The following is a 24790-nucleotide window of genomic DNA, read 5'->3' as shown; positions in this document are numbered from 1 at the left end:
GGGAGCTGCGTGCAGCCTCACAACCCAATAGCGTGTCTCCACCTCGAACCCACCAACCATCCCCGTTCCAAACCCACAGAAGTGAGCCGTACTAGAAGACAACGCTGGCAAGCGAAGTGCCCATCCATTGATGTTCCACCCTCGAGCAACCACCCCCACCACACTCGGGTGAGAAAATGGCCACCATAATTGGTGATGCTCCTTAGAAAGGAGGTGATCCAGCCGCACCTTCCGGTACGGCTACCTTGTTACGACTTAGTCCCAATCACCGATCCCACCTTCGACAGCTCCCTCACAAGGATGGGCCACTGGCTTCGGGTGTTACCGACTTTCGTGACTTGACGGGCGGTGTGTACAAGGCCCGGGAACGTATTCACCGCAGCGTTGCTGATCTGCGATTACTAGCGACTCCGACTTCATGGGGTCGAGTTGCAGACCCCAATCCGAACTGAGGCCGGCTTTTTGGGATTCGCTCCACCTCACAGTTTCGCAACCCATTGTACCGACCATTGTAGCATGCTTGAAGCCCAAGACATAAGGGGCATGATGATTTGACGTCGTCCCCACCTTCCTCCGAGTTGACCCCGGCAGTCTCCTATGAGTCCCCACCATCACGTGCTGGCAACATAGAACAAGGGTTGCGCTCGTTGCGGGACTTAACCCAACATCTCACGACACGAGCTGACGACAACCATGCACCACCTGTGCACCAGTCCGAAGAAAACCCCATCTCTGGGATCGTCCGGTGCATGTCAAGCCTTGGTAAGGTTCTTCGCGTTGCATCGAATTAATCAGCATGCTCCGCCGCTTGTGCGGGCCCCCGTCAATTCCTTTGAGTTTTAGCCTTGCGGCCGTACTCCCCAGGCGGGGCACTTAATGCGTTAGCTACGACGCGGAAAACGTGGAATGTCCCCCACATCTAGTGCCCAACGTTTACGGCATGGACTACCAGGGTATCTAATCCTGTTCGCTACCCATGCTTTCGCTCCTCAGTGTCAGTAATGGCCCAGAGACCTGCCTTCGCCATCGGTGTTCTTCCTGATATCTGCGCATTTCACCGCTACACCAGGAGTTCCAGTCTCCCCTACCACACTCTAGCCTGCCCGTACCCACCGCACGCCCGAGGTTGAGCCTCGGAGTTTCACGGCAGACGCGACAAGCCACCTACGAGCTCTTTACGCCCAATAATTCCGGACAACGCTTGCGCCCTACGTATTACCGCGGCTGCTGGCACGTAGTTAGCCGGCGCTTCTTCTGCAGGTACCGTCACTTTCGCTTCTTCCCTACTGAAAGGGGTTTACAACCCGAAGGCCGTCATCCCCCACGCGGCGTCGCTGCATCAGGCTTTCGCCCATTGTGCAATATTCCCCACTGCTGCCTCCCGTAGGAGTCTGGGCCGTGTCTCAGTCCCAGTGTGGCCGGTCGCCCTCTCAGGCCGGCTACCCGTCATCGCCTTGGTGAGCCATTACCTCACCAACAAACTGATAGGCCGCGAGTCCATCCTTCACCGATAAATCTTTCCAACCCCCACCATGCGGCAAGAGTTCATATCCGGTATTAGCCACGATTTCCCGAGGTTATCCCGAAGTGAAGGGCAGGTTACTCACGTGTTACTCACCCGTTCGCCACTAATCAGACAGGGCAAGCCCCGTCATCATCGTTCGACTTGCATGTGTTAAGCACGCCGCCAGCGTTCGTCCTGAGCCAGGATCAAACTCTCCATGAAAAAACATGAAAAACAATATCCTGACAAAATAAACAAACAACCAGCAAATTAAACTGCTGTATCATCCGTATAATATTGCCATTCAAACTAAATGGCATCAATAAACAGACACGCTATTGAGATATCAAGCAACACGCGCACTCAGTGCATCGGACCCTTCCGGGCCATCCGCTCCGAGGCAACTCCGCTAACCTACTGCGGCCCAGTTCTCCGAGTCAAATCCGTGCGGTGTGATCCGCGCCGCGATCCTCTCTCGGAAGACCAGTCATGCCTGGCCAGTGAAGGAAACTCGGTCCGGCTCGCTGGCCGTTCCTCGTTCCCATTGTCCGGGGCACGAGGAGAAACATTACGGGCCCCGCACACCCCCGTCAAGCCAGAACGCCCCTTTCGCGAGTGGCCTCGACCACACCTTCTCCGATCCGACGTTCGTGCAGGTCATGGCGCTATGGGGCGACCCTTCTGCTGGCTGGGCCGGTTGCGGGCCCGCTCATCAGGAGACGGGGACAACACCCCGATGCAGCGCCACGATCCCGCCGCTGAGGTTCCGGTACTGGGCTCGCTCCATGCCGGCCTGCAGGAACCAGTCCCGCAGCGCTTCCTGGTCCGGCCACTCCAGGATCGATTCGGCGAGATAGTCGTACGCGTCCACGTCGGTGGCGAACGTCCCGGCGACCGCCGGCAGTGCACGCAGCAGGTACTTCTCGTAGACCGTGCGGAACGGTCCCCAGGTCGGGGTGGAGAACTCGCAGACCACGACCCGACCTCCCGGACGGACCACCCGCACCATCTCGGCCAGGGCCAGCTGCGGCTGGTGGACATTGCGCAGCCCGAAGGAGATCACGGCGGCGTCGAAGGAGTCGTCCCCGAAGGGGAGGTGCTGGGCGTCGGCACCGACGAACGGGACCGGGGCTCCGCGCCGACGGCCCTCGCTCATCATGCCCAGGGAGAAGTCCGCGGCGACCACCCGGGCACCGGTGCGGGCGATCGCAGCGGCCGAGGTTCCGGTGCCGGCGGCGAGGTCGAGGACCTGCCCTCCGGGCCCGATCTCCAGCGCCTGGACCATGAGGTCCCGCCACATCCCGACCTGTCCCATCGCGGCGACGTCGTTCATCAGGTCGTAGCGCTTGGCAATGCCGTCGAACATCGTGGCGACGTCGTACGGCTGCTTCTCCAGATCAGCACGGCTCATGCTCTGATCCTCCCACGCCCGATGCGCGCACACGGACGAGTCTCGGCTGATCGGCGATCCGCTGGAAGAATGGGGCCGGGCGCCCGTCCGGTCGGCGCCTTCGGCCCACCCAGCATGAGGAGTCTCCGAATGACCGCAGCCAGCACCGCTCGCACCGATGCCCTTCGCGCCCTGTCCATTCCCCAGCGCCTGCTGCCCGCGGACGGTCGTTTCGGGTCCGGTCCCTCGCGGGTCCGGTCGGAGCAGATGGAGACCCTGCAGTCCGTCTCCACCACGGTGATGGGCACCTCGCATCGACAGGCCCCGGTGAAGGATCTCGTCGGCCGGGTGCGCAACGGGCTGGCGGCACTGTTCTCCCTGCCCGAGGGCTACGAGGTGGTGCTCGGCAACGGCGGATCCACCGCATTCTGGGACGTCGCCGTCTTCGGTCTGATCGAGCGTCGCTCCCAGCACCTGGTGCTGGGTGAGTTCTCCCAGAAGTTCGCCACGGAGGCCGTCGATGCCCCGCACCTGGCCGAGCCGGAGGTGCTGCGCTCCGCTCCCGGTACCGCTCCGCAGCCGCTCGCCTCCGCCGAGGTCGACGCCTACGCCTGGCCCCACAACGAGACCTCGACCGGTGTGATGGTGCCGGTGCAGCGTCCGGTGGGCGCCTCCGCGGACCAGCTGGTGCTCGTGGACGCGACCTCGGTCGCGGGTGCGGCGAGCGTCGACATCACGCAGACCGATGCGTACTACTTCGCTCCGCAGAAGGCCTTCGCCTCCGACGGCGGTCTCTGGCTGAGCGTCCTGTCCCCCGCCGCGCTCGAACGGGCGCAGCGGCTGGCGCAGGATCAGACCCGATGGATCCCGTCCTTCCTCTCGCTCACCAGTGCGATCGAGAACTCCCGGAAGAACCAGACGCTGAACACGCCGGCCGTCGCCACCTTGGTGCTGCTGGCCGAGCAGATCGAGTGGATGCTGGCGCAGGGGGGTCTGGCATGGGCTGATGAGCGGACCCGGACCACCAGCGGCATGCTGCTGGCCTGGGCCGCGCGTCGCCAGGAGATCTCCCCGTTCGTGGCCGATCCGGCCGCCCGCTCCCAGGTGGTGACCACGCTGGACGTGGACGAGTCGATCGATGCCACCGCCATCACCTCGGTGCTGCGTGCGCACGGCGTGGTCGATATCGAGCCGTACCGGAAGCTCGGCCGCAACCAGCTGCGGATCGCGACCTTCCCGTCCGTCGGCGAGGAAGATGTCGCGGCGCTGATCGAGGTGCTCGATCACGTGCTGGACAGCACCGCCGGGGCCTGAGCGCGCTCGGCGTCGCAGTGGCCGGACCGCCGGTCGAGAAGCTGTTCGGCGGACCCGCCGCGGCTCCTCCGCGGGCGTTCACTCCCGCGGCGGGATGATCAGCTCGCGCAGCGCCTCGGAGGCGTCGCGCAGGGCGGCGCGCTGCGCGGGTGTGGCGCCGTCGAGCCGGTGCCGCAGCCAGGTGTGGCGATGCTCCCGACCCGCGAGCACCAGCTGCACGCCCGCCTCGGTCAGCGTGACCCTGACCTGTCGCCCGTCCACCGGGTGGGTGGCGCGGCGCACCAGTCCTGCCTGTTCGAGCCGGCCCAGGCTCCGCGTCATCACCGGCGGGCTCACATGTTCGAACTCCGCGAGCGCGCTCGGCGTCGACTCCCCCCTCCGGTGGAGATAGGCGAGGATCGAGAACTGTGGGGCGGAGACGTCCTCCGAAGCGGTGTGGGAGCGCAGGATCCGGGAGGAGACCAGCAGTACCCGCTGCAGCTCGGCGGCGAGCTCGGCCACCTCCTCGCCCGCTGCCGCGGAACCGATCGGCTCCGTGGTCTCCTCTCCCCTGCCGGGCGAGCTCACAGCAGGATGCCCTCGATCGCCCCGCGCAGGAAGTACACGACGAACAGCAGCGCGATGAGGTACATCAGCCAGTGGACCTGGCGGGCCTTGCCGCGGACCACCCGGATGAGCACGTACATCACGAAGCCGGCGCCCATGCCGACGGTGATCGAGTAGGCGAAGGGCATCAGGATGATCGTGAGGAATGCGGGCACCGCGACCTCGACGTCGGTGAAGTCGATATCGGTGATCTGGGTCATCATCAGGAAGCCGACCATCACCAGTGCCGGGGTCGCCGCCTCATAGGGGACCATCGCGACCAGCGGCGAGAGGAAGGTCGAGAGCAGGAAGAGGATGCCGACGACGACGGCGGCGAGCCCGGTCCGCGCGCCCTCGGCCACTCCCGAGGTGGATTCGACGAAGCTCGTGTTGGAGGAGACGCCGCCGACGCCGCCCGCGATCGCGGCGACCGAGTCGACGACCAGGATGCGCTGGGAGTGGGGGATGTCGCCGTCCTCCTCGAGGAGGTCCGCGGCGGAGGCGACTCCGACCATCGTGCCCATGGTGTCGAAGAAATCTGCCAGCAGCAGGGAGAAGACGATGACGGCTGCGCCGATGATGCCCGCAGCGGAGATGCCGCCGATCGGGTCGACGGTGAAGAGCGTGGCGAAGTCGGGCAGCTGGATCGGCGAGCCCGTGATCGCCGGGACATTCATCGCCCAGCCCCCGGGATTGCCGGGATCCGCACCCTCGGCCGGGGCGGAGGCCCCGAGGTGCAGCACCTGCTCGATGACCAGGGAGAGCACGGTCGCGCTCACGATCGCGATGAGGATCGCTCCCGGCACCTTGCGGATCCACAGCACCAGCATCAGCAGCAGCCCGGCGACGAACACGAAGGTCGGCCAACCGGTCAGCGATCCGTCGTTGCCCAGCTGCACGGGGGTCCCGGCTGCGGTGGTCACGAACTTCGCGTTGAAGAGTCCGAGGAAGGCGATGAACAGCCCGATGCCCACGGCGATGGCGGTCTTGAGGAACGGCGGGACAGCGCTGAAGACCGCCTTGCGGAACCCGGTGAGCACCAGCACCAGGATCACGACGCCTTCGAGCAGCACCATGCCCATGGCCCCGGCCCAGGTCATGCCGGGCAGGGAGACGACGGAGTAGGCGAGATAGGCGTTCAGTCCGAGCCCGGCGGCGAGTGCGAGAGGGAACTTCGCCCAGGCTCCCATCACCAGGCTCAGCAGACCGGCGATCAGCGCCGTGCCGGCGGCGACGGCCGGCAGATTCGGCTCAGCGCCTCCGCCGAGATACATCCCGGTGGAATCCGGGACCGTTCCGATGATCAGGGGGTTCAGCACCACGATGTAGCACATCGAGAAGAAGGTGACGAGCCCTCCACGGATCTCCCGGCCCACCGTGGAGCCCCGCGCGGAGATCTTGAAGTAGCGGTCCAGCCCGGACCGGGGCGCGCTGTCGACCGCGGCGGGAGGCGTGGTGAGGGAGGGGGGATCGGCCTGCTGCATGGGAGAAAGCGTATCCGCCCCGGGCCCCGGGGGACTCACGGTCCTCGTGAGGTCTGCGGCACCCCGCAGCGTGCGGCCCGCCCGGGGTCAGCGCGGGGCGTTGAGCGGGTGCTCCGCCTCGAGCCGCCGCGAGTAGCGGTAGTAGTCCGCGAGCTCGAGCTTCGCGGCGGCCGCCTCGTCGACCACCACAGTGACGTCCGGGTGCATCTGCAGCGCGGTCGCCGGCCAGCGGGCGCTGATCGCGCCCTCGGCGAGCTGGGCGACGGCGTCGGCCTTGCCCTGCCCGGTGGCCGTCAGCACGATCCGACGGGCCTCGAGGATGGTGCCCAGGCCCTGGCTGAGGGCTCGGACCGGGACGTCGTCCGCGCTGGCGAAGTAGCGGGCATTGTCCTCGATGGTGGAGCGTGCCAGGCCCACCACCCGGGTGCGGGAGCCGAGCGAGCTGCCGGGCTCGTTGAAGGCGATGTGCCCGTTGGAGCCGATCCCGAGGATCTGCAGGTCCACTCCCCCGGCGTCGCGGAGCCGACGATCGTAGGAGGCGGCTTCGGCGACCGGGTCGGCCGAGGCACCGTCCGGGGAGACCACGGCTGCGTCGTCGATGTCGATATGCGCCGTGAAGTTCTCGCGGATGAAGTGGTGGTAGCTCTGCTCGTGACCGGCGGGCAGTCCGACGTACTCATCGAGCAGGAAGGCGCGGCTGCGGGCGAAGGAGAGCCCCTCCTCCCGATGCCGACGGATCAGCTCGGCATAGGCCGGGACCGGGGAGGAGCCGGTGGCCAGTCCCAGGACCGTGCCCGATTCCCCGGCCTCCGCCAGCGTGCGGGCGAAGACGTCCGCGACGACCTTCGCCCCCGTCTCGGCGTTCTCCACGATGTGGATCTCCATGCGGTCCTGCCCTTCTGCCCCGGGGCCGCGCCACGGCTCACCGATGATCGTCTCTGCGTGTTCCAGCGTAGGTTCGAGCATACCTGCTCACGCAGCTCGTCCTCGGGCAGGTCGTCGGCGCATGAACCGGTCTGTTCGCCTCGCACTGCCTGCGACGCACGAACGCTGCCGCACAGCGCGTGTGCGGCAGCGTTCGATCCCTCGGGCCGGGAGCCCCCGCTCAGGCGGGGCCGGCCGCCCGGCTCACTTCTTCTTGCCGGTGCTCGCGGCGTACTCGAAGGCTGCGCGCGGCGTCTCGGCCTCGGGGATGCCGATGATGTCGCGGCGCGAGATCAGGTTGGTCGCCCAGCCCGCGATCACGGAGGCCTTCCGACCGATGGTCGGCATCGCGTACACGTGGTACGAGCGGGCCATCGCCCATGCCGGCAGACCGCGGACGTCGACTTCCTTCTCCCCCAGCTGCAGGCGGCACACGCCCTTGTACATGCCGAGGGTGGCCATCACGCCGAGGTTGCGGTGGTAGTAGTCCACCAGCGGGCGACCCTGGACGGAGCGCGCGATGTTGTCTGCCAGGCGCTTGGCCTGACGGACGGCGTGCTGTGCGTTGGGCGGGCAGAACTTGCCCTCGCCCGAGGCGAGGTCCGGCACTGCGGCGCAGTCGCCGGCGGCGAAGACATTGTCCAACGGGCCGTCGGCGCCGTTGACCCGGAGGTCCGCGAGCGCCTCGAGCTTGCCCATCAGGGGGCCGCGCTCGGTGACGACCGGGAGGTCCGAGATCTCCGAGTCCGAAAGCACCGGGGCGGGCTTCACACCGGCGTTCCAGACCAGCAGATCGGTCTCGAACTCGTCGCCGTCGCTGGTCTTGATCACGCCGTTCTCGGCGGAGTTCAGGAAGGTCTCGAGCTTGACCTCGATACCGCGCTCACGCAGCTGGTTCAGCACGTAGGCGCGCTGGTCCTCGGTGAGCTCGGGGAAGATGAACGGCGCGCCGTCGACGAGCACGAAACGGATGTCCGAGGCGTGGAGGTCGGGGTAGTAGCGCAGGGCGTCCCGGACCATGTCCTCGGCCTCGGCGACAGCCTCGCCGCCGGCGAAGCCGCCACCGATGAAGGTGAAGGTCAGCAGGCGCTTGCGGACCGCGGGGTCCTTCGTGGTCGCCGCCTCGGCGAGGTTGGCGAGGACACGGTCGCGCACTGCGGTCGCCTCCTCCACCTGCTTGAAGCCGATCGCGTTCTCCGCGAGGCCCGGGATGGGCAGCAGGCGGGGCACGGCACCGAGACCGACGACCAGGTAGTCGTAGGCGATCTCGAGCTGCTCGTCCTCCTCGAGATCCACCACGACGGTGTTCTCGGCGCTGCGGATCGCGGAGACCGAACCGGTGACGACCTTGGCGCCCGGGAGCACCTTGCGCAGGGGCGCGAGGACGTTGCGCGGGTCGATGCTGCCGGCGCCGACCTCGGGGAGGAAGGGCGCGTAGGTCATGTATGGACGCGGGTCGACGACGGTGATCGCGACCTCCGCACCGAGGGTCTTGCGCAGCTCGGATGCGGTCGTCAAACCGACGGAACCGCCTCCGAGGATGAGGACATGGGGCTTGCCGCCGAAGGTATTAGTCATATCTACAGAGTAGAACCGTGGAGGCCCTGACACAAAAGGGACCGCCTGATGAACAGCCCGAGGTCAGGGAACGCGGTCCAGCAGATCCAGAGCGATCCCGTCCAGGATGTCGTGCTCGCTGGTGCGCGCGGAGGTGATCGTCCCGGCTTCCGAGACGCGGTTGACGATGCGCGACCAGATCAGCGCTCCGGCACCGATGACATCGACGCGACCTGGGTGGATGACCTTCCGCAGCGACCGTTCGGCGCGGGTCTCGGCGAGCAGCGTGCGGCAGATCCCGCGCACCTCGTCGAGGGTCATGACGGCCCCGTGGGTGACGTCGGGACGATAGTCCTGGATCCCGGCGGCCACGGCCGTGACAGTGGTCACGGTGCCGGCCACACCCACCAGCGAGGCCGCCTGGTCCAAGGGAACTTCGGCGCAGGCCCGGTCCAGCTGGGCATCGATCTCGGCGATGGCCGCGTCGATCTCGGCTGCGGTGGGCGGGTCCGTCACGAGGTGGCGCTCCGTCAGGCGCACCGAACCCATGTCCAGGCTGATCCGATGGGTCGGCGTCACCTCGCCGAGCACCAGCTCGGTGGAGCCGCCGCCGATGTCCACGACCAGCCGCGGTCCGGCGGGCAGGTCCGCGACGGTGCTGACGGCTCCGCGGAAGGAGAGCGCCGCTTCCTCCTGCCCGCTGATCACCTCGGGCACGATCCCGAGGATCTCGTGGATGCCCTCGATGAAGAGGTCGCGGTTGGAGGCATCACGGGTGGCAGAGGTCGCGACGAAGCGCACGTCCTGGGTGGCCACGCCGTGGTGCTCGATCAGTGCTCGGAATCGGCGTGCCGCCTCGAGCGTCCGCTCGACGGCGACCGGATCGAAGCGGCCGGTGCGGTCCACGCCGAGCCCCAGGCGCACCATCTCCAGGCGGCGCTCGAGGTCGATGACCGTGCCGGAGGCCTCGTCACGGCGGGCGATGAGCAGACGGATGGAGTTGGTGCCGCAGTCGATCGCGGCGACGGGGGCGCTCATCATGCCTCCTCGACGTCGTCGCAGCGACAGAGCAGCTCGGGAAGCACGCCCTCGATCATCACCAGCACCTCGTCGGCGATCGGGTTTGTCCCGGTCCCCTCGGCGAGTGCCTGGCCGGCGAGCGCGTGCAGGCACTTCACCCGCGTGGGCATCCCGCCGGCGCTGACGTGACGGACCTCTGCGGCATCGCCGATCTCCGCGCGGCGGGCGAGGTAGCGCTCATGGGCGTCGCGATAGGCGGCGGCGAGCTCGGAGTCCTGCTCGACCCGTGCGGTGAGCTCGGCCATCAGACCGGTCGCCTCGAGGCGGGAGATCTCCAGCGTGAGCCATGGCAGGGTCAGGTAGAGGGAGGTCGGGAACGGGGTGCCGTCCTCGAGCCGCGGCGAGGTGCGGACCACAGCGGGACGGCCGCAGGCGCAGCGGCGGGCGATCGAGATCACACCCCGCATCTCCCGCCCGAGCTGGGTGCGCATCACCGCGTGGTCCTGCTCGGTGGCTGGGGATTCGTAGGGCAGAGGGGCGAGAGTGGTCACTGGTCGGTGTCCTGATCGGTGGTGTCGTCGGCGGGGTTCTGCTCGGAGACGTCGTCGTCGGTCGAGCCGGTCTCGTCGGGGATGTCCTCGGGGGTGAGGCGGCTGGAGCCCTCCACGCTCTCCCAGAGCACGGAGAACCACTCGCCCTCCTTCGCAGCCTCCGCGGCCTGCTCGGCCTCGGTGAGCGGGACATCGCTCCCGGAGGTGTCGGTCAGTCGGTACTGGGTCTCCCCCGGCATCGCGAACAGCAGCCGCTCACGGGCACGGGCGGCGACATAGGTGGGGTCGTCCCAACGGGCCACCTGCTCGCGCAGCGACTCGACCTGCTGCTCCTGCTGGGAGACCTGGGACTGCAGCTCGGAGAGCTTCTGCCGCTGCGCGACATAGGTGTTGACCGTCGGCACCAGGGCCGCCAGCGCGATCACCAGCAGAGCCACCAGCGCGAGGGTGCGCCGGGTGATGGTAATCCCGGGGCCGTCCTCCTCCGGTGCGGTCTGCGCACTCGCGGCGGGCCGTGAGGCAGCGGCCGGCCCACGGGCGCGCGAGGCCTTAGCGGCAGCTGCGCGCGGAGTGCCGGCGGCCGGTCGAGAGGTGGTCCGTGCTCCGGAGCGCCTGCCCCCGGACGCAGAGACCGGGCGCCTCGTCGATCGCGGGGCGCCCGGTCGTCTGCTGCTCATGGCACGAGGTTACAACCTCGTTCCTGAGGACTCAGGCCGAGAAACGCGGGAAAGCCGACGCGCCGGCGTAGCGGGCGGCCTCGCCCAGCTCCTCCTCGATGCGGAGCAGCTGGTTGTACTTAGCGATGCGCTCGCCGCGGGCCGGGGCGCCGGACTTGATCTGACCGCAGTTGGTGGCCACGGCGAGGTCGGCGATGGTGGTGTCCTCGGTCTCACCGGAGCGGTGGGACATCATCGCGGTAAAGCCGGCGCGATGCGCGAGGTCCACGGCGTCGAGGGTCTCCGAGAGCGAACCGATCTGGTTCACCTTGACCAGCAGCGAGTTGGCCGAACCCTCGGCGATGCCACGGCTGAGACGCTCGGGGTTGGTGACGAAGAGGTCGTCCCCCACCACCTGGATCTTCGCGCCGAGACGATCGGTCATGGCCTTCCAGCCCTCCCAGTCGTCCTCATCCAGCGGGTCCTCGATGGAGACCAGCGGGTACGCATCCACCAGCTCGGCGTAGTACTCGACCAGCTCGGCGGAGGTCTTCTTAGCGCCCTCGAAGGTGTAGGCACCGTCCTCGAAGAACTCCGAGGCCGCGACGTCCAGCGCGAGCGCGACGTCCTTGCCCGCCGTGTAACCGGCGTTGCCGATGGCCTCGACGATGAGATCGAGCGCCGCGCGGTTGGACTCGAGGTTCGGCGCGAACCCGCCCTCGTCACCGAGTCCGGTGGCCAGTCCGCGCTCCTTGAGCACGGCCTTCAGCGCGTGGTAGACCTCGGCACCGACGCGCATAGCCTCGGAGAAGGTCTCCGCACCGATCGGCGCGATCATGAACTCCTGGATGTCGACGTTGGAGTCCGCGTGCGAGCCGCCGTTGAGGATGTTCATCATCGGCACCGGCAGGATGTGGGCGTTCGGGCCGCCGACGTACTGGTACAGGGGCACCCCTGCGGAGTCGGCGGCGGCGCGGGCCACAGCCAGGGACACGCCGAGGATGGCATTGGCGCCGATGGTGCCCTTGTTCGCGGTGCCGTCGAGCTCGAGCATCGCGGCATCGATCGCGCGCTGCTCCTGGACGTCCATGCCCAGGATCTTCGGCTGGATATCCGCGACCACGGCATCGACGGCGTCGCGGACACCCTTGCCGAGGTAGCGGGACTTGTCGCCGTCGCGACGCTCGACGGCCTCGAAGGCGCCGGTGGAGGCGCCGGAGGGGACCGCGGCGCGGGCGAAGGTCCCGTCGTCGAGCAGGATCTCCACCTCGACGGTGGGGTTTCCTCGGGAGTCGAGGATCTCGCGGGCGAGCAGGGCATCGATCAGAGCTGCCATGGGCTGTTCCTTCCTTCGGGTGAAGTGATGTCACGGCCGGTCGGCGCTGACCGTCCACGGGACAGTCTAGGCCGAGAGCCCCGGATCCTGCTCCGAGTCGGCGAGCCCGGACCGGATGCGCTCCAGCAGGGTGCGCAGAGCCGTCTCGGGATCGACGTCGCGCGACTCCGCCTCCACTGCGAGGTCCAACAGCGCCCGGGCGATGTCGGCGCCCCAGTCCTGGGCGTCCTCAGCGCGAGCGGCTTCGTCAGCGGCCGTCAGCAGCTCTTCGAGCCGCCCGGCGGAACGCGCGCGATGCACCGCCTTCGCCGCGGTCTGCAGGGCCGGGAGCCGGGCGGGGATGCCGTCGAACCAGCCCTTCTCACGGGCTCCCGTGGACGCCTGCTCCGCGGCCTTGACCGCATGCCACTGGGCGATGATCTGCTCGACGTCCCCGGGGTCCGTCAGGGTCCGTTCCCGCTGCTGCCCGAAGACGTGCGGATTGCGCCGCTCCATCTTCGCGATGAAGGCCCGGGCCACATCATCGATGTCCCAGGCCGGGTCCTCCTCCGCGCCGACCCGGGCGTGGAAGAGGATCTGGAACAGCAGATCGCCGAGCTCGTCCGCGAGCGCCCCGGTCCCGTGGGCCGCGGGATCGTCGATCACCTCGAGGACCTCGTGAGTCTCCTCGAGCAGGTAGCGGGCGAGCGAGGCGTGGCTCTGGCGGTGGGTCCAGGCGTCCCCGTCGGGAGCGCGGAGCGCCTCCATCACCTCCACCGCCCGCAGCAGGGCGTGCCCGCGGACGGGAAGCCCAAGCCTGTCCTGCGCGGGATCGGCTCGCGCGGCGTCGTCGGGCGCAGGGGCGGGCGTCGGGGGTCTGTGCGGATCGCTCACGGGAGCGAGGCTACTTCGCCGTGGTGCGCACCGTGGGTGCGGTGATCTGCTCCGCCGCAGCGGGGACGAGGGTGCGCAGCACCTCCCGCGTCCACTCCAGCAGGTCATGGTCCCGCAGCTCGGTGCCCCCGAATCGGGAGGTCATCGGGCGCGGCACCAGCACCTGGCGCACGGCGGGCTTGAGCACGGTGCCCGGGTAGAGGCGCTTCATCCGCATCGCCGCGGAATCCGGCACCTCCAGGTGCGCGAAGCGGATCATCTTGCCCTGGGCCTGGATCTCGTCGACCCCCGCGGCGCGGGCGTCGATCCGGAACCGGGCCACGTCCAGCAGCACCTCGACCGGCGCGGGCGGTGCGCCGTAGCGGTCGGTGAGCTCCGAGCGGATCTGCTCGACCTCGGAGACCTCCCGCACGGCGGAGAGCTTCGAGTACGCCTCCAGGCGCAGCCGCTCGGAGCCGATGTATTCGTGCGGGACGTGGGCGTCCAGCGGCAGCTCGACGCGGATCTCCTTCTCGGGCGCGGTGCTCTCGCCGCGGAAGGCCGCCACGGCCTCTCCCACCATCCGCACGTACAGGTCGAAGCCGACGCCGGCGATGTGGCCGGACTGCTCGCCGCCCAGCAGGTTGCCCGCGCCGCGGATCTCGAGGTCCTTCATCGCCACCTGCATGCCTGCTCCGAGGTCGGTGTTGGTGGCGAGAGTGGTGAGACGGTCGTGCGCGAGCTCGGTGAGCGGCTTCGTCGCGTTGTAGAGGAAGTAGGCGTAGGCCCGTTCGCTCGAACGCCCCACGCGACCGCGCAGCTGATGCAGCTGGGAGAGACCGAACCGGTCAGCATTCTCCACGATCAGCGTGTTCGCGTTGGCGATGTCCAGACCGGTCTCGACGATGGTGGTGCACACCAGCACGTCGAAATCTCGCTCCCAGAAGTCGATGATCACCCGCTCCAGCTGATGCTCGTTCATCTTGCCGTGGGCGACCTGGATCCGTGCATCGGGCACCAGCTCACGCAGGTGCGCGGCGACCCGGTCGATGTCCTCGACTCGGTTGTGGATGTAGAAGACCTGCCCCTCGCGCAGCAGCTCGCGACGGATGGCCGCGGTGATCTGCTTGTCCTCCTGGGCACCGACGTAGGTGAGGACCGGGTGCCGCTCCTCCGGCGGGGTCGCCAGGATCGACAGCTCGCGGATGCCGGTGACCGCCATCTCGAGGGTGCGCGGGATCGGGGTCGCGGACATCGACAGCACGTCCACGTTCGTGCGCAGCGCTTTGAGCGTCTCCTTGTGCTCGACGCCGAAGCGCTGCTCCTCATCGATGATCAGCAGTCCCAGGTCCTTGAAGCGCACATTGCCGGTGAGCAGGCGATGGGTGCCGATCACCACGTCGACGCTGCCGTCGGCCAGCCCCTCGACAGTGGCTGTGGAGTCGGCGGGGTTCTGGAAGCGGGAGAGCCCGCGCACGGTGACGGGGAAACCCGTGTAGCGCTCGGCGAAGGTGTCCAGGTGCTGCTGGGCGAGCAGGGTCGTTGGGGCGAGCACGGCGACCTGCTTCCCCTCCTGGACGGCCTTGAACGCGGCGCGTACCGCGATCTCCGTCTTGCCATAGCCGACATCCCCCAGGATCAGCCGATCCATGGGGACGGACTTCTCCATATCCGCCTTGACGGCCTCGATGCTGGAGAGCTGGTCGGGGGTCTCGACGAACTCGAAGGAGTCCTCGAGCTCTCGCTGCCACGGGGTGTCGGGGCCGAAGGCGTGCCCGGGCGCGGACTGCCGGGCGGAGTACAGCCGCACCAGCTCGTCGGCGATCTCGCGGATCGCCTTGCGCGCCTTGGACTTCGTCTTCGCCCAGTCGGCACCGCCCATGCGGTTGACGCTCGGCTCCTCGCCGCCGACGTACTTGGTGACCTGGTCGAGCTGGTCGCTGGGGACGTAGAGACGGTCCCCGGGCTGTCCCTTCTTCGAGGGCGCGTACTCGATGACCAGGTACTCACGGGTGGTGCGTTTGGCGCCGACGCCGACGGCGCGGCTGGTCATCTCCACGAAACGGCCGACACCGTGGTGGGCGTGGACGACATGGTCCCCGGGGCGCAGCTGAAGGGGATCGACGACGTTGCGGCGCCGCGAGGGCATCTTCCGCTCCTCGGCGCGGCGCGCCCCGGACTTGCCGGTGAGGTCCCGCTCGGCGGCGAGGATCAGCTTGAGGTCGGTGTCGACCAGACCCTCGACGAAGGGCCCGACGGTGACCACGGCCTCGCCCGGCGCGACAGGGCCGGTGAGCTCGGCGGTGAAGACCGCGGGCAGTCCCTCGGAGCGCAGGTTCTCTGCGACGTGGCGCGCTCCCCCGGGGCCGACCATGGTCGAGATCACGGACCAGCCCTCGGCGCGGCGCTGCTCGAGGTCTTTCGCGGCGTCGCCGGGCTTGCCGGAATAGCCGGGATGCGTGGAGGAGGCGGTGGTGAGGTCGACGTCGGTGTCCAGGCCGAAGGCGGCCAGCGTGAACCAGGGGCGCCCGCCCTCGCGGGCATGTCCCTTCGCCTCGGACAGCGGGACGAAGCTCGCCGCACCCACATCGATCGGCAGTCCGCCGCCGGCGGCGGCGCTGGACCAGGCCGCGGCGAGGAACTCCTCGGTGGTGGCGACCAGCTCGTCGGCCCGGGCACGGGCCTTCTCGGGATCCAGGACCAGGAAGCGGGCCCCGGAGGGCAATGCGTCGGCCACCTGCTCCATCTCGCCGACCAGCACCGGGCTGAGGGATTCCATGCCGTCGGCGGCGATGCCGTCGGCGATCCGCAGCAGCAGGTCCCGCACTCCGGGCAGCTCCTCGGCGCGGGCCCGGGCACGCTCCCGCACGGCCGGGGTCAGCAGGATCTCGCGGCAGGGCGGGGCGTCGAGGCCGCGCGGGGCCGGGTCCAGGGAGCGCTGATCGGCGACGGAGAAGTAGCGGACGTCGTCGATCTCGTCGCCGAAGAGGTCCACGCGCAGCGGATGCGGTTCGGTGGGCGGGAAGACGTCGAGGATGCCGCCGCGCACGGCGAACTCACCCCGCTTCTCGACCATGTCCACCCGCACGTAGGCGGCGTCGACGAGGTCCCGCTCGATGTCCTCCAGCGGGTAGGTGTCCCCCACCGCCGCGCGCACCGGGCGCAGGTCCCCCAGGCCCTTCGCGATCGGCTGCAGCAGGGAGCGCACGGGCATCAGCACCACGTGCGCCGGGTCCTCGGTCTCGGGGTGCGCGATGCGTCGCAGGGTCGACAGCCGCTTGGCGACGGTGTCGGCTCGCGGGGAGAGCCGCTCGTGGGGCAGGGTCTCCCAGGCGGGCAGCTCGACCAGGTGCGCGGTGCCGACCAGGGCCGACAGCGCCGCTCGCAGATCCTCGGCGGCACGGGTGGTCGCGGTGACGATCACCAGCGGCTCCTCGGCCGTGGCCCGGCGGGCGAGATCCGCCACCAGGAAGGGGAACAGGCCGGTGGCGGCGACGATGCTGCCGCCGTCACCGCTCTCGGTGCCCTCCTCGACCAGGGAGCGGACCGCGGTGAGATCGCTGCCGGCGCCCAGCTGGTCCAGCAGCGGACGCAGCGGCGGCTGCTCGGCGGTCAGGGTCGGGGCAATGGTCTGCGTGGTCATCGGACCTCTCGGGAGTGGAAGCGCTGCTGGGCGGCGGTGAGGCCCTCGAGGATCACGGACTCCACGGCGTCGGCCGCATCGGAGACGAGCAGCTCCAGGGACTTGCGCTCGGTGGTGCTGAAGGGAGCGAGCACATGATCGGCGGTGTCGCGGCCGCCGGCCGGTCGGCCGACGCCCACCCGCACCCGGAGATAGTCCTTCGTGCCCAGTGCCTTGGTGATGTCCCGCAGTCCGTTGTGGCCGCCCTCGCCGCCACCGGACTTCAGCCGCACTGCGTCGAAGGGGATGTCGACCTCGTCGTGCACGGCGACGATCCGCTCCGGCGGGATGTCGTAGTAGGTGGACAGCGCCTTGACCGGACCTCCCGAGACGTTCATGAAGGTGGTGGTCTTGGCCAGGACGACGCGGGCATCGGCCCCGGGGAGGCCGAGCCGACCCTCCAGCACGACGGCCTGGGCGCGCCGGGCGGCGGCGAAGCGGCCTCCGACGGCCGCCGCGAGGTGATCCAGGACCATCTGCCCGATGTTGTGCCGGGTCGCGGCGTACTTCGGGCCGGGATTGCCCAGACCCACCACCAGGTAGGGGCCTGGCCGGCGTGCGCTGACGGTCATGGGCTGCTCCTCGCTGCTGCCTCGGTGCCGGCAGGGACTGCTGGCGGCACGGACTGATCCCGGTCGGCGATGCCCGCCGAACCTGCTCGAGGCTGGGTGGTTCCGCGCAGGGCGGTCCCGTGGCGAGGCTGGGCGCACGACCCCGGATACCGTACCGGGGCGCCGCGCTGAGCGCGACGCCCCGGCACCTGGGGTGTGAGCAACGGAGCGGGGTCGGGGCGGGGCCTCCGGTTCACCTGCTCCGCAGAGGTCACGCCTCCTCGGCGGGCTCCTCGGCAGCCTCGGTGGCCTCCTCGGAGTCCTCGTCCTCGGTCTCCTCGATGCGCGGCAGGGCGACGCTGGCGACCAGCAGCTCGACGTCGGAGACCAGCTCGCTGCCCTCGGGCAGGGTGACGTCACCGGCGAAGACCTGGAAGCCGTCTTCGGTGCCCTCGACATCGATCTCGACCTGCTCCGGCACGTTCAGCGCATCGACCAGGAGCGTCAGCGTCTGCAGCTCGACGAACGCCGCGGCCGGGGCGACGGGCTCACCGTCGAGGATGACCGGGATCTCGACCTCGACCTTCTCGCCCTTGCGGACGGTGATCAGGTCGAGGTGGTTCAGGGAGCGCTTCAGCGGGTGACGCTGGATCTCCTTGATGAGGGCGAGGTGCTTGGCACCGTCCGGGAGGGAGAGCTCGAGCAGCGCGTTGGGGTTACGAGCGGCCAGGGCGGTGTCGTGCCCGGGCAGGGAGAGGTGGAGGGGTGCCTCGCCGTGTCCGTACAGGACGGCGGGGATGCGGCTCTCGGCGCGCAGGCGGCGCGATGCGCCCTTGCCGAAGTCCTCGCGCAGTTCGACGTTCAGCTTCTCAGCCATAGGAGTGCTCCTCGTGGAGTGGGGTGGCTCGACGATGAGCGACGCCACGGGGCACAGGGAGGGGTGACCCGCTCCCGGATTTCCGCACCGCGTCGATCACGGAGGGGCCGTGGCCCGCTCCCTCGCCGAAGTGACCCGGTGAGACTAGCACGGGTGGCCCACCGGGGCGGGAGCGACGTGAGCGGCACCGCACCTCAGCCCGGGAGCGGAGCGGCGACCACGCAGTGAGCGGGGCGGCAACGGCCACGTCCTCGCCGGGCTGGCCGACGCGAGCGCTGCTCAGACCCCGCCCCACCGCCCGATCTCCTACCGCTCGTGCCTCGCAGTACGTCGATCAGACCCCGCTGCTTCGTCTGGTCTCCTACCGCTCGTACCTCGCAGTACGTCGATCAGACCCCGCTGCTTCGTCTGGTCTCCTACCGCTCGTACCTCGCAGTACGTCGATCAGACCTCGCCATCAAAGATGCTGGTGACCGAGCCGTCGTCGAAGACCGCACGGATCGCCCGCGCCAGCAGCGGCGCGATCGAGAGCTGGGTGAGCCGGTCGAACTCCTTCTCCGGCGGCACCGGGAGGGTGTTGGTGCACACGACCTCGCGGACCGAGCTGGCCTTCAGCCGCTCGGTAGCGGGGTCGGAGAGGATCGGATGCGTGGTCGCGATGACCACCGAGTCAGCACCGTTGGCGACCAGGGCGTCCGCCGCCTGCACGATGGTGCCCGCGGTGTCGATCATGTCGTCGACCAGGATGCAGGTCTTGCCCTCGATGTCACCGATCACGCGCTTGGCCACGGCCTGGTTGGGCCGCTTGGGGTCGCGGGACTTGTGGACGAAGGCGAGGTTCACGCCGCCGAGCTTCTTGGCCCACTGCTCGGCGACCCGGATGCGGCCGGCATCCGGGGAGACGACGGCGAGATCCTCCTGACCGTACTTGCCCTGGATGTACTCGGCGAGGATCGGCAGCGCCATCAGATGGTCGACAGGGCGCTCGAAATAGCCCTGGACCTGCGGTGCATGGAGGTCCACGGAGATCATCCGATCCACGCCCGCGGTCTCGTACATATCCGCCATCAGCCGCGCGGAGATCGGCTCGCGACCACGATGCTTCTTGTCCTGGCGCGCGTACGGGAAGCTCGGCGCGATCGCGGTGATCCGCTTGGCCGAGGCCCGCTTGAGCGCGTCGATCATGATGAGGTGCTCCATCACCCAGGTGTTGATCGGAGCGGGGTGGGACTGCAGCACGAAGACATCGGTGCCGCGCACCGACTCGCCGTAGCGCACGTAGATCTCGCCGTTGGCGAAGTCCCAGGCATCCATCGGCAGGATCTCGACGCCGAGCTCGTCGGCGACCTCCTGCGCGAGAACCGGGTGAGCCCGTCCGGAGGCGAGGACCAGTCGCTTCTCCCCGGTGGTGACGATTCCGCTCATCGCTGCTTGTGCTCCTTGTGCTCGTCGGCGGCAGTATCTGCAGGCGTCCTGGCAGCGGACCCTTCGTCAGTGCCGAGGGCCGCACGTGCCGCAGCCTCGGCCGTGGTCCCCGCACGGCGTCGCAGGGTCCATCCTTCCATGTTCCGCTGCGAGACGGCGCTGACGCCCAGGGCCCCGGCGGGGACATCCTTGCGGACCGTGGTCCCGGCTCCGGTCGCCGCTCCGTCACCGATACTGACCGGCGCCACGAGCACGTTGTCGGCGCCGACGCGCACCTGGCGGCCGATGGTGGTGCGGTGCTTGTCCACTCCGTCGTAGTTCGCGACGATCGTGCCGGCGCCGATGTTGGTGCCCTCACCGATATCGGCGTCACCGACGTAGCTGAGGTGCGGGACCTTCGCGCTCTCGCCGATCTTCGCGTTCTTGGTCTCGACGAAGCCACCGATCTTGCCGCGGGCCCCGAGATCCGTGCCGGCCCGGAGATAGGAGAAGGGCCCGACCGTGGCGCCGGCGCCGATGACGGCCAGGAGTGCATGGGAGCGGACCACCTCGGCGGCGGCGCCCACCTCGGTATCGCGCAGGGTCGAGTCGGGGCCGATCACGGCCTCCTCGCCGATGTCGGTGGCGCCGTGCAGCTGGACCCCGGGAAGGATCATCACGTCCTGCCCGATGGTGACGTCGGCGTCGATCCAGGTGGTGGCGGGGTCGATGATCGTCACGCCGGCGCGCATGTGGCGCTCGAGGGTGCGACGGTTCATCTCCGCTCCGAGCTGTGCGAGCTGGACCCGGTCGTTGACACCCTCGACCATCATCACGTCCGCGGTGACCACGGCCCGCACGGGACGGCCATCGGCTCGGGCGATCGCGAGGACGTCGGTGAGGTACATCTCGCCCTGGGCGTTGTCGGTGCCGATGCGCCCCAGCGCGTCGCGCAGCACCGCGAGATCGAAGGCGTAGATGCCGGAGTTGATCTCGTCGATCTCGCGCTGAGCGGCGTCGGCGTCCTTGTGCTCGACGATCCCGATCACCTCGGTGCCGTCCTCGCTGCGCAGGATGCGGCCGTAGCCGGTGGGGTCGGGGACGCGAGCGCTGAGCACCGTGGCGGCGGCACCCGCCCCCTCATGGGCGGTGACCAGCTCACGCAGGGTGGCGGGATCCAACAGCGGCACGTCGCCGTAGGTGACCAGGACGGTCCCCTCGCTCGCGGTGACCTGCTCGAGCCCGCACTGGACGGCGCGCCCGGTGCCGGGGATCTCGTCCTGGTCGGCGACGGTGACCTCGGAGGCGTGCTCGGCGAGATGCTCGGCGACGCGGTCCCGCTCGTGACGCAGCACGACCACGAGCTCGGCGGGGCCGGTGCCCTCGGCGGCGGTGACGGCGTGCACGAGGAGGGATCTGCCCCCGATCTCGTGGAGCACCTTCGGCCTCCGAGACTTCATCCGGGTCCCGGCACCAGCGGCCAGAACGATCACGGCGGCGGGGGCAGTGGTCTCTTCGATTCCCACGTCTGCGGCTCCTCGAGGTCTTCGACGGGTGGGGTATGCGGCGTCGCCGCGGTCGTCCTGCGACATCGCCACGAGAGCGATGGCGTTCCGCCATCAGGACTCGAACCTGAAACTTCAGAACCAAAATCTGAGGTGTTGCCGATTACACCATGGCGGATCGCGCCCCTCGCACTGCCTGCCGCCGGCCCCTCCGGGCACCGATGGAGACAGGTGGCGCCGCGGGCGCGGCCCGATCCTACCGCCAGATCGGCGGTCCCCGGGCGCTCCCCTCCTGGCCGGAGCACCTCCGGGGCGCGGCCGGCTCGGCGACCGTGCCGGACCGCCGCCCGCCGTCGCTGACCGCCGGATCACCGGTGTGGGAGACTCCCGCCATGGTGGAGAAGGAAGCCTCTCGCGCTCGGACGACGCGCATGTCCGGCAAGGAGCGCCGTGAGCAGCTGGTCTCGGTGGGCCGCAGCGTGTTCGCCGAGAAGGGCTATGACATGACCACCGTCGAGGAGATCGCGGCACGGGCGAAGGTCTCCAAGCCGATCGTGTACGAGCACTTCGGCGGCAAAGAGGGGCTGTACGCGGTCGTCGTGGACCGCGAGGTCTCCACCCTGTTGACCGACCTGGAGAGCTCCCTGGAGGATCAGCGCTCGCATCCCCGGGTGCTGATGGAGCGGGCGGCGCTCGCCTTCCTCTCCTACATCGACGAGAACGAGGACGGTTTCCGGATCCTGGTGCGGGACTCCCCCGTCAGCCACGCGGTCGGCACCTTCTCCTCGCTCCTGACCGATGTCGCCCAGCGGGTCGAGGAGATCCTCGCCACTCAGCTGCGCCTGCACCGCTACCCGCCGCGCGACGCCACGCTGTACGCCCAGATGCTCGTCGGGATGGTGGCGTACACCGGTCAGTGGTGGCTGGAGACGCGCAGGCCCTCGAAGGAGATCGTCGCCGCTCGCATGGTGAACCTCTCCTGGTACGGGCTCAGCGCCCTGCAGAAGAAGCCTTCGCTGCGCGAGAGCGACGGCGGCTGAAGGGACTCGCGGCAGACAGGCCCCTAGACTCGGCCCCATGCCCACCACGCCAGACGCCGCCGCACCGCGCCACGACGAGGTCGACCGCATCGTCGAGGGCTGGCGCACGGCCCGCGCAGACCTGGATGTCGCCCCGCTGGCGGTGTTCTCCCGCATCTCCCGCCTGTCGAGGTATCTCGAGGTCGCCCGGCGCGGGGCCTTCACCGATGCCGGGCTCGAGGGATGGGAGTTCGACATGCTCTCGGCCCTGCGGCGCAGCGGTGAGGACGCCCTCTCGCCCGGCGCGCTGATGCACGAGACCCTGGTGACCAGCGGCACCATGACCACCCGCATCGACAAGCTGGTCGCCCGGGGCCTGGTGAGCAAGAACCGCAGCCCGCATGACGGCCGGGCGGTCGAGGTGCGGCTGCGCCGCGAGGGCGTCGCCCGGGTCGATGCGGCGATGGAGACGCTGCTGGAGGCGGAGCAGGAGCTGCTCGAGCCGCTGGCCCCCGACGGGCGCTCCGCGCTCGCCGACACCCTGCGCTCCCTGCTGCTGACCTTCGAGGCGGACGACCCTCCCCAGCGGTGAGCCGTGGCGTTCAGAACCGCCCAGCCGTCCGCCCGCATCTTCCGCACCCCCGAGGACCTCTCCGTATGGCTCACCTGCTCGGCACCCAGTCCCTGCACGTCGCACTGCCCGATCGCGTGCTGCTGGACGACATCACCGTCGGCATCGATGCGGGCGATCGCATCGGCGTCGTAGGGCGCAACGGCGACGGGAAGTCGACGCTGCTCCGCCTGCTCGCTCGCCTGACCACGCCCGACGAGGGCCGCGTCACCGTGCGCGGCGGGGTGCGCGTCGGCGTGCTCAGCCAGCAGGACGAGGCGACCGCCGACACCACCGTCCGCCACCGCGTGGTCGGGGATCGACCCGAGTACGAGTGGGCCTCGGACCCGCGGATCCGGGACGTGCTCTCCGGTCTGCTGGAGGGCATCGATCTCGAGTCGCCGCTCACCTCACTCTCCGGCGGGCAGCTGCGCCGCGTGCATCTGGCGGAGCTGCTGGTCGGCGACTGGGATGTGCTGCTGCTGGACGAGCCGACGAACCACCTCGACGTCGAGGGCATCTCCTGGCTCGCGGAGCATCTGCGCCGCCGCTGGAGCCCCAAGGACGGCGGCCTCGTGGTCATCACCCACGACCGCTGGTTCCTGGATGCGGTCTGCACCCGGATGTGGGAGGTGCACGATGGGGTCGTCGAACCCTTTGAGGGCGGCTACGCCGCCTATGTGCTGCAGCGGGTCGAGCGGGACCGACAGGCCGCGGCGATCGAGTCGAAGCGGCAGAACCTGATGCGCAAGGAGCTGGCCTGGCTGCGCCGCGGCGCACCGGCCCGGACGTCGAAGCCGAAGTTCCGCATCGACGCGGCGAACGAGCTGATCTCCGACGAGCCACCGGTCCGCGATTCCGTCGCGCTGACGCAACTGGCGACCTCGCGCCTGGGCCGGGACGTGATCGATGTGCTCGACGTGGACGCCGGCTATGGGGACGTCACGGTGCTGCGGGACGTCACCGTGCATATCGGCCCTGCGGACCGCATCGGAGTGCTCGGCCCCAACGGCGCCGGCAAGTCGACGCTGCTGGCCCTGATCACGGGAGATCTGGAGCCGCAGGCCGGTCGGGTCAAGAAGGGCAAGACCGTCACCGTGCGGCAGGTGACCCAGCAGCTGGAGGGCCTGCAGGAGCATCTGGACTCGCGGGTCAGCGATGTGGTGGGCAGGTACCGCACCACGTTCCGCTCGGGCAAGGACGAGGTCACGCCCGGGCAGTTGCTCGAGCGGCTCGGGTTCACCGCTGCGCATCAGAAGGTAAAGGTCGGGGCGCTCTCGGGCGGTCAGCAGCGACGCCTGGATCTGCTGCTGACCCTGCTGGACGAGCCCAACATCCTGGTGCTCGACGAGCCGACGAACGACATGGACACCGACATGCTCGCGGCGATGGAGGACCTGCTGGACACCTGGCCCGGTCCGCTGCTGGTGGTCTCCCATGACCGGTACCTCCTGGAGCGCGTCACCGACATCCAGTACGCGGTGCTCGACGGAACGGTCCGGCACGTGCCGGGCGGGGTGGAGCAGTACCTGGAGCTGCGGGCTGCGGGGGCGGGCAAGGGCGCGGTACCGGCATCCGGGGCGGCGGGAAGCGGTAGAGGCTCCGGCAGTCCCGGCAGCTCCCGCGGCGCGAGTGGCGCGGGCGCGGTCGGTGGCGGTTCCGGCGGCTCCGGCCGGTCGCCGGCGTCAGACGCCGCAGCCGGCTCGTCGGCCGCGGGGGCGCCGACCCTCTCCGGGCCGGAGTCGCATGCGGCGCAGAAGGAGCTCGGGGCCGTGGAGCGCAGGATGCAGAAGCTCGAGCAGCGGACGACGTCCCTGCACACGAAGCTGGCCGACCACGACCAGTCCGACTACGTGGGCCTCGCGGAGATCACCGCACAGCTGCGCGAGGTCGAGAGCGAGATCGAGAGCCTCGAGGAACGCTGGCTGGAGCTGTCGGAGCTGCTCGGCTGAGCGGATCCGCCCTCACG

General features: G+C 69.2%; 19 protein-coding genes, 1 tRNA gene and 1 rRNA gene. 4 read left to right on the top strand and 17 right to left on the bottom strand.

Annotated elements, in window-relative coordinates; all coding sequences use genetic code 11:
* Positions 1 to 206 precede the first annotated feature (206 nt).
* A 16S ribosomal RNA gene (locus CFK39_RS14690) occupies positions 207 to 1726 on the bottom strand.
* 490 nt (positions 1727 to 2216) lie between these two features.
* Positions 2217 to 2915, bottom strand: coding sequence for a demethylmenaquinone methyltransferase (locus CFK39_RS14685; RefSeq protein WP_089066088.1), 699 nt, complete (start codon positions 2913 to 2915; stop codon positions 2217 to 2219).
* 129 nt (positions 2916 to 3044) lie between these two features.
* On the opposite strand from CFK39_RS14685, the gene serC reads away from it, so the two are divergent.
* Positions 3045 to 4208: a phosphoserine transaminase gene (gene serC / locus CFK39_RS14680; protein ID WP_089066087.1), complete on the top strand. Its 1164-nt coding sequence runs from the start codon at positions 3045 to 3047 to the stop codon at positions 4206 to 4208.
* Positions 4209 to 4286: 78 nt separating this feature from the next.
* Here the strand turns inward: serC and CFK39_RS14675 are convergent, their stop codons facing one another.
* The 15 genes from CFK39_RS14675 to CFK39_RS14605 form a co-directional block, all read right to left on the bottom strand.
* Positions 4287 to 4775 (bottom strand): MarR family winged helix-turn-helix transcriptional regulator, encoded by a 489-nt coding sequence (locus CFK39_RS14675; protein WP_089066086.1) that lies wholly within the window; start codon positions 4773 to 4775, stop codon positions 4287 to 4289.
* On the bottom strand, positions 4772 to 6277 hold the full coding sequence (locus CFK39_RS14670) for an NCS2 family permease (protein WP_089066085.1): 1506 nt from the start codon (positions 6275 to 6277) through the stop codon (positions 4772 to 4774). Before CFK39_RS14670 ends, CFK39_RS14675 begins: the two co-directional genes overlap by 4 nt.
* A gap of 87 nt (positions 6278 to 6364) precedes the next feature.
* Complete coding sequence (gene nagB / locus CFK39_RS14665; protein WP_089066084.1) at positions 6365 to 7162, bottom strand: glucosamine-6-phosphate deaminase; 798 nt, start codon at positions 7160 to 7162, stop codon at positions 6365 to 6367.
* Positions 7163 to 7405: 243 nt separating this feature from the next.
* Positions 7406 to 8779, bottom strand: a complete 1374-nt coding sequence (locus CFK39_RS14660) for an NAD(P)/FAD-dependent oxidoreductase (RefSeq protein WP_089066083.1) — start codon at positions 8777 to 8779, stop codon at positions 7406 to 7408.
* Positions 8780 to 8842: 63 nt separating this feature from the next.
* On the bottom strand, positions 8843 to 9796 hold the full coding sequence (locus CFK39_RS14655) for a Ppx/GppA phosphatase family protein (protein WP_089066082.1): 954 nt from the start codon (positions 9794 to 9796) through the stop codon (positions 8843 to 8845).
* Positions 9796 to 10329 (bottom strand): DUF501 domain-containing protein, encoded by a 534-nt coding sequence (locus CFK39_RS14650; RefSeq protein ID WP_089066081.1) that lies wholly within the window; start codon positions 10327 to 10329, stop codon positions 9796 to 9798. The genes CFK39_RS14655 and CFK39_RS14650 overlap by 1 nt, the downstream gene beginning before the upstream one ends.
* Positions 10326 to 10766 (bottom strand): FtsB family cell division protein, encoded by a 441-nt coding sequence (locus CFK39_RS17060; protein WP_245822703.1) that lies wholly within the window; start codon positions 10764 to 10766, stop codon positions 10326 to 10328. The genes CFK39_RS14650 and CFK39_RS17060 overlap by 4 nt, the downstream gene beginning before the upstream one ends.
* A gap of 271 nt (positions 10767 to 11037) precedes the next feature.
* Positions 11038 to 12321 carry a phosphopyruvate hydratase gene (gene eno, locus CFK39_RS14640; RefSeq protein ID WP_089066080.1) on the bottom strand — a complete coding sequence of 428 codons (1284 nt, stop codon included), beginning with the start codon at positions 12319 to 12321 and terminating at the stop codon, positions 11038 to 11040.
* A 66-nt stretch (positions 12322 to 12387) separates the two neighbouring features.
* Positions 12388 to 13194, bottom strand: coding sequence for a MazG nucleotide pyrophosphohydrolase domain-containing protein (locus CFK39_RS14635; RefSeq protein WP_245822701.1), 807 nt, complete (start codon positions 13192 to 13194; stop codon positions 12388 to 12390).
* Positions 13195 to 13204: 10 nt separating this feature from the next.
* Entirely contained in the window at positions 13205 to 16816 is a 3612-nt protein-coding gene (mfd, locus tag CFK39_RS14630) for a transcription-repair coupling factor (RefSeq protein WP_089066078.1), read from the bottom strand.
* The gene (gene pth, locus CFK39_RS14625) at positions 16813 to 17427 is read right to left on the bottom strand and encodes an aminoacyl-tRNA hydrolase (protein WP_089066077.1); all 615 of its coding nucleotides are present in this window, start codon (positions 17425 to 17427) and stop codon (positions 16813 to 16815) included. The genes mfd and pth overlap by 4 nt, the downstream gene beginning before the upstream one ends.
* A gap of 250 nt (positions 17428 to 17677) precedes the next feature.
* On the bottom strand, positions 17678 to 18283 hold the full coding sequence (locus CFK39_RS14620; protein ID WP_089066076.1) for a 50S ribosomal protein L25/general stress protein Ctc: 606 nt from the start codon (positions 18281 to 18283) through the stop codon (positions 17678 to 17680).
* A gap of 444 nt (positions 18284 to 18727) precedes the next feature.
* On the bottom strand, positions 18728 to 19708 hold the full coding sequence (locus CFK39_RS14615; protein WP_089066075.1) for a ribose-phosphate diphosphokinase: 981 nt from the start codon (positions 19706 to 19708) through the stop codon (positions 18728 to 18730).
* Positions 19705 to 21213 (bottom strand): bifunctional UDP-N-acetylglucosamine diphosphorylase/glucosamine-1-phosphate N-acetyltransferase GlmU, encoded by a 1509-nt coding sequence (glmU, locus tag CFK39_RS14610; protein WP_089066074.1) that lies wholly within the window; start codon positions 21211 to 21213, stop codon positions 19705 to 19707. The genes CFK39_RS14615 and glmU overlap by 4 nt, the downstream gene beginning before the upstream one ends.
* Positions 21214 to 21298: 85 nt before the next feature.
* Positions 21299 to 21370: transfer RNA gene (locus CFK39_RS14605), tRNA-Gln, on the bottom strand.
* Positions 21371 to 21584: 214 nt separating this feature from the next.
* On the opposite strand from CFK39_RS14605, the gene CFK39_RS14600 reads away from it, so the two are divergent.
* The 3 genes from CFK39_RS14600 to CFK39_RS14590 all read left to right on the top strand — a co-directional run bounded on the left by CFK39_RS14600 (position 21585) and on the right by CFK39_RS14590 (position 24773).
* Positions 21585 to 22232: a TetR/AcrR family transcriptional regulator gene (locus CFK39_RS14600; protein ID WP_089066468.1), complete on the top strand. Its 648-nt coding sequence runs from the start codon at positions 21585 to 21587 to the stop codon at positions 22230 to 22232.
* Positions 22233 to 22269: 37 nt separating this feature from the next.
* The gene (locus tag CFK39_RS14595) at positions 22270 to 22803 is read left to right on the top strand and encodes a MarR family winged helix-turn-helix transcriptional regulator (RefSeq protein ID WP_089066073.1); all 534 of its coding nucleotides are present in this window, start codon (positions 22270 to 22272) and stop codon (positions 22801 to 22803) included.
* 65 nt (positions 22804 to 22868) lie between these two features.
* Positions 22869 to 24773 (top strand): ABC-F family ATP-binding cassette domain-containing protein, encoded by a 1905-nt coding sequence (locus CFK39_RS14590; RefSeq protein WP_089066072.1) that lies wholly within the window; start codon positions 22869 to 22871, stop codon positions 24771 to 24773.
* Positions 24774 to 24790 lie beyond the last annotated feature (17 nt).

This window comes from Brachybacterium avium, from assembly GCF_002216795.1.
Lineage (GTDB): Bacteria > Actinomycetota > Actinomycetes > Actinomycetales > Dermabacteraceae > Brachybacterium > Brachybacterium avium.
This window is presented reverse-complemented; position numbering and strand designations above follow the sequence as displayed.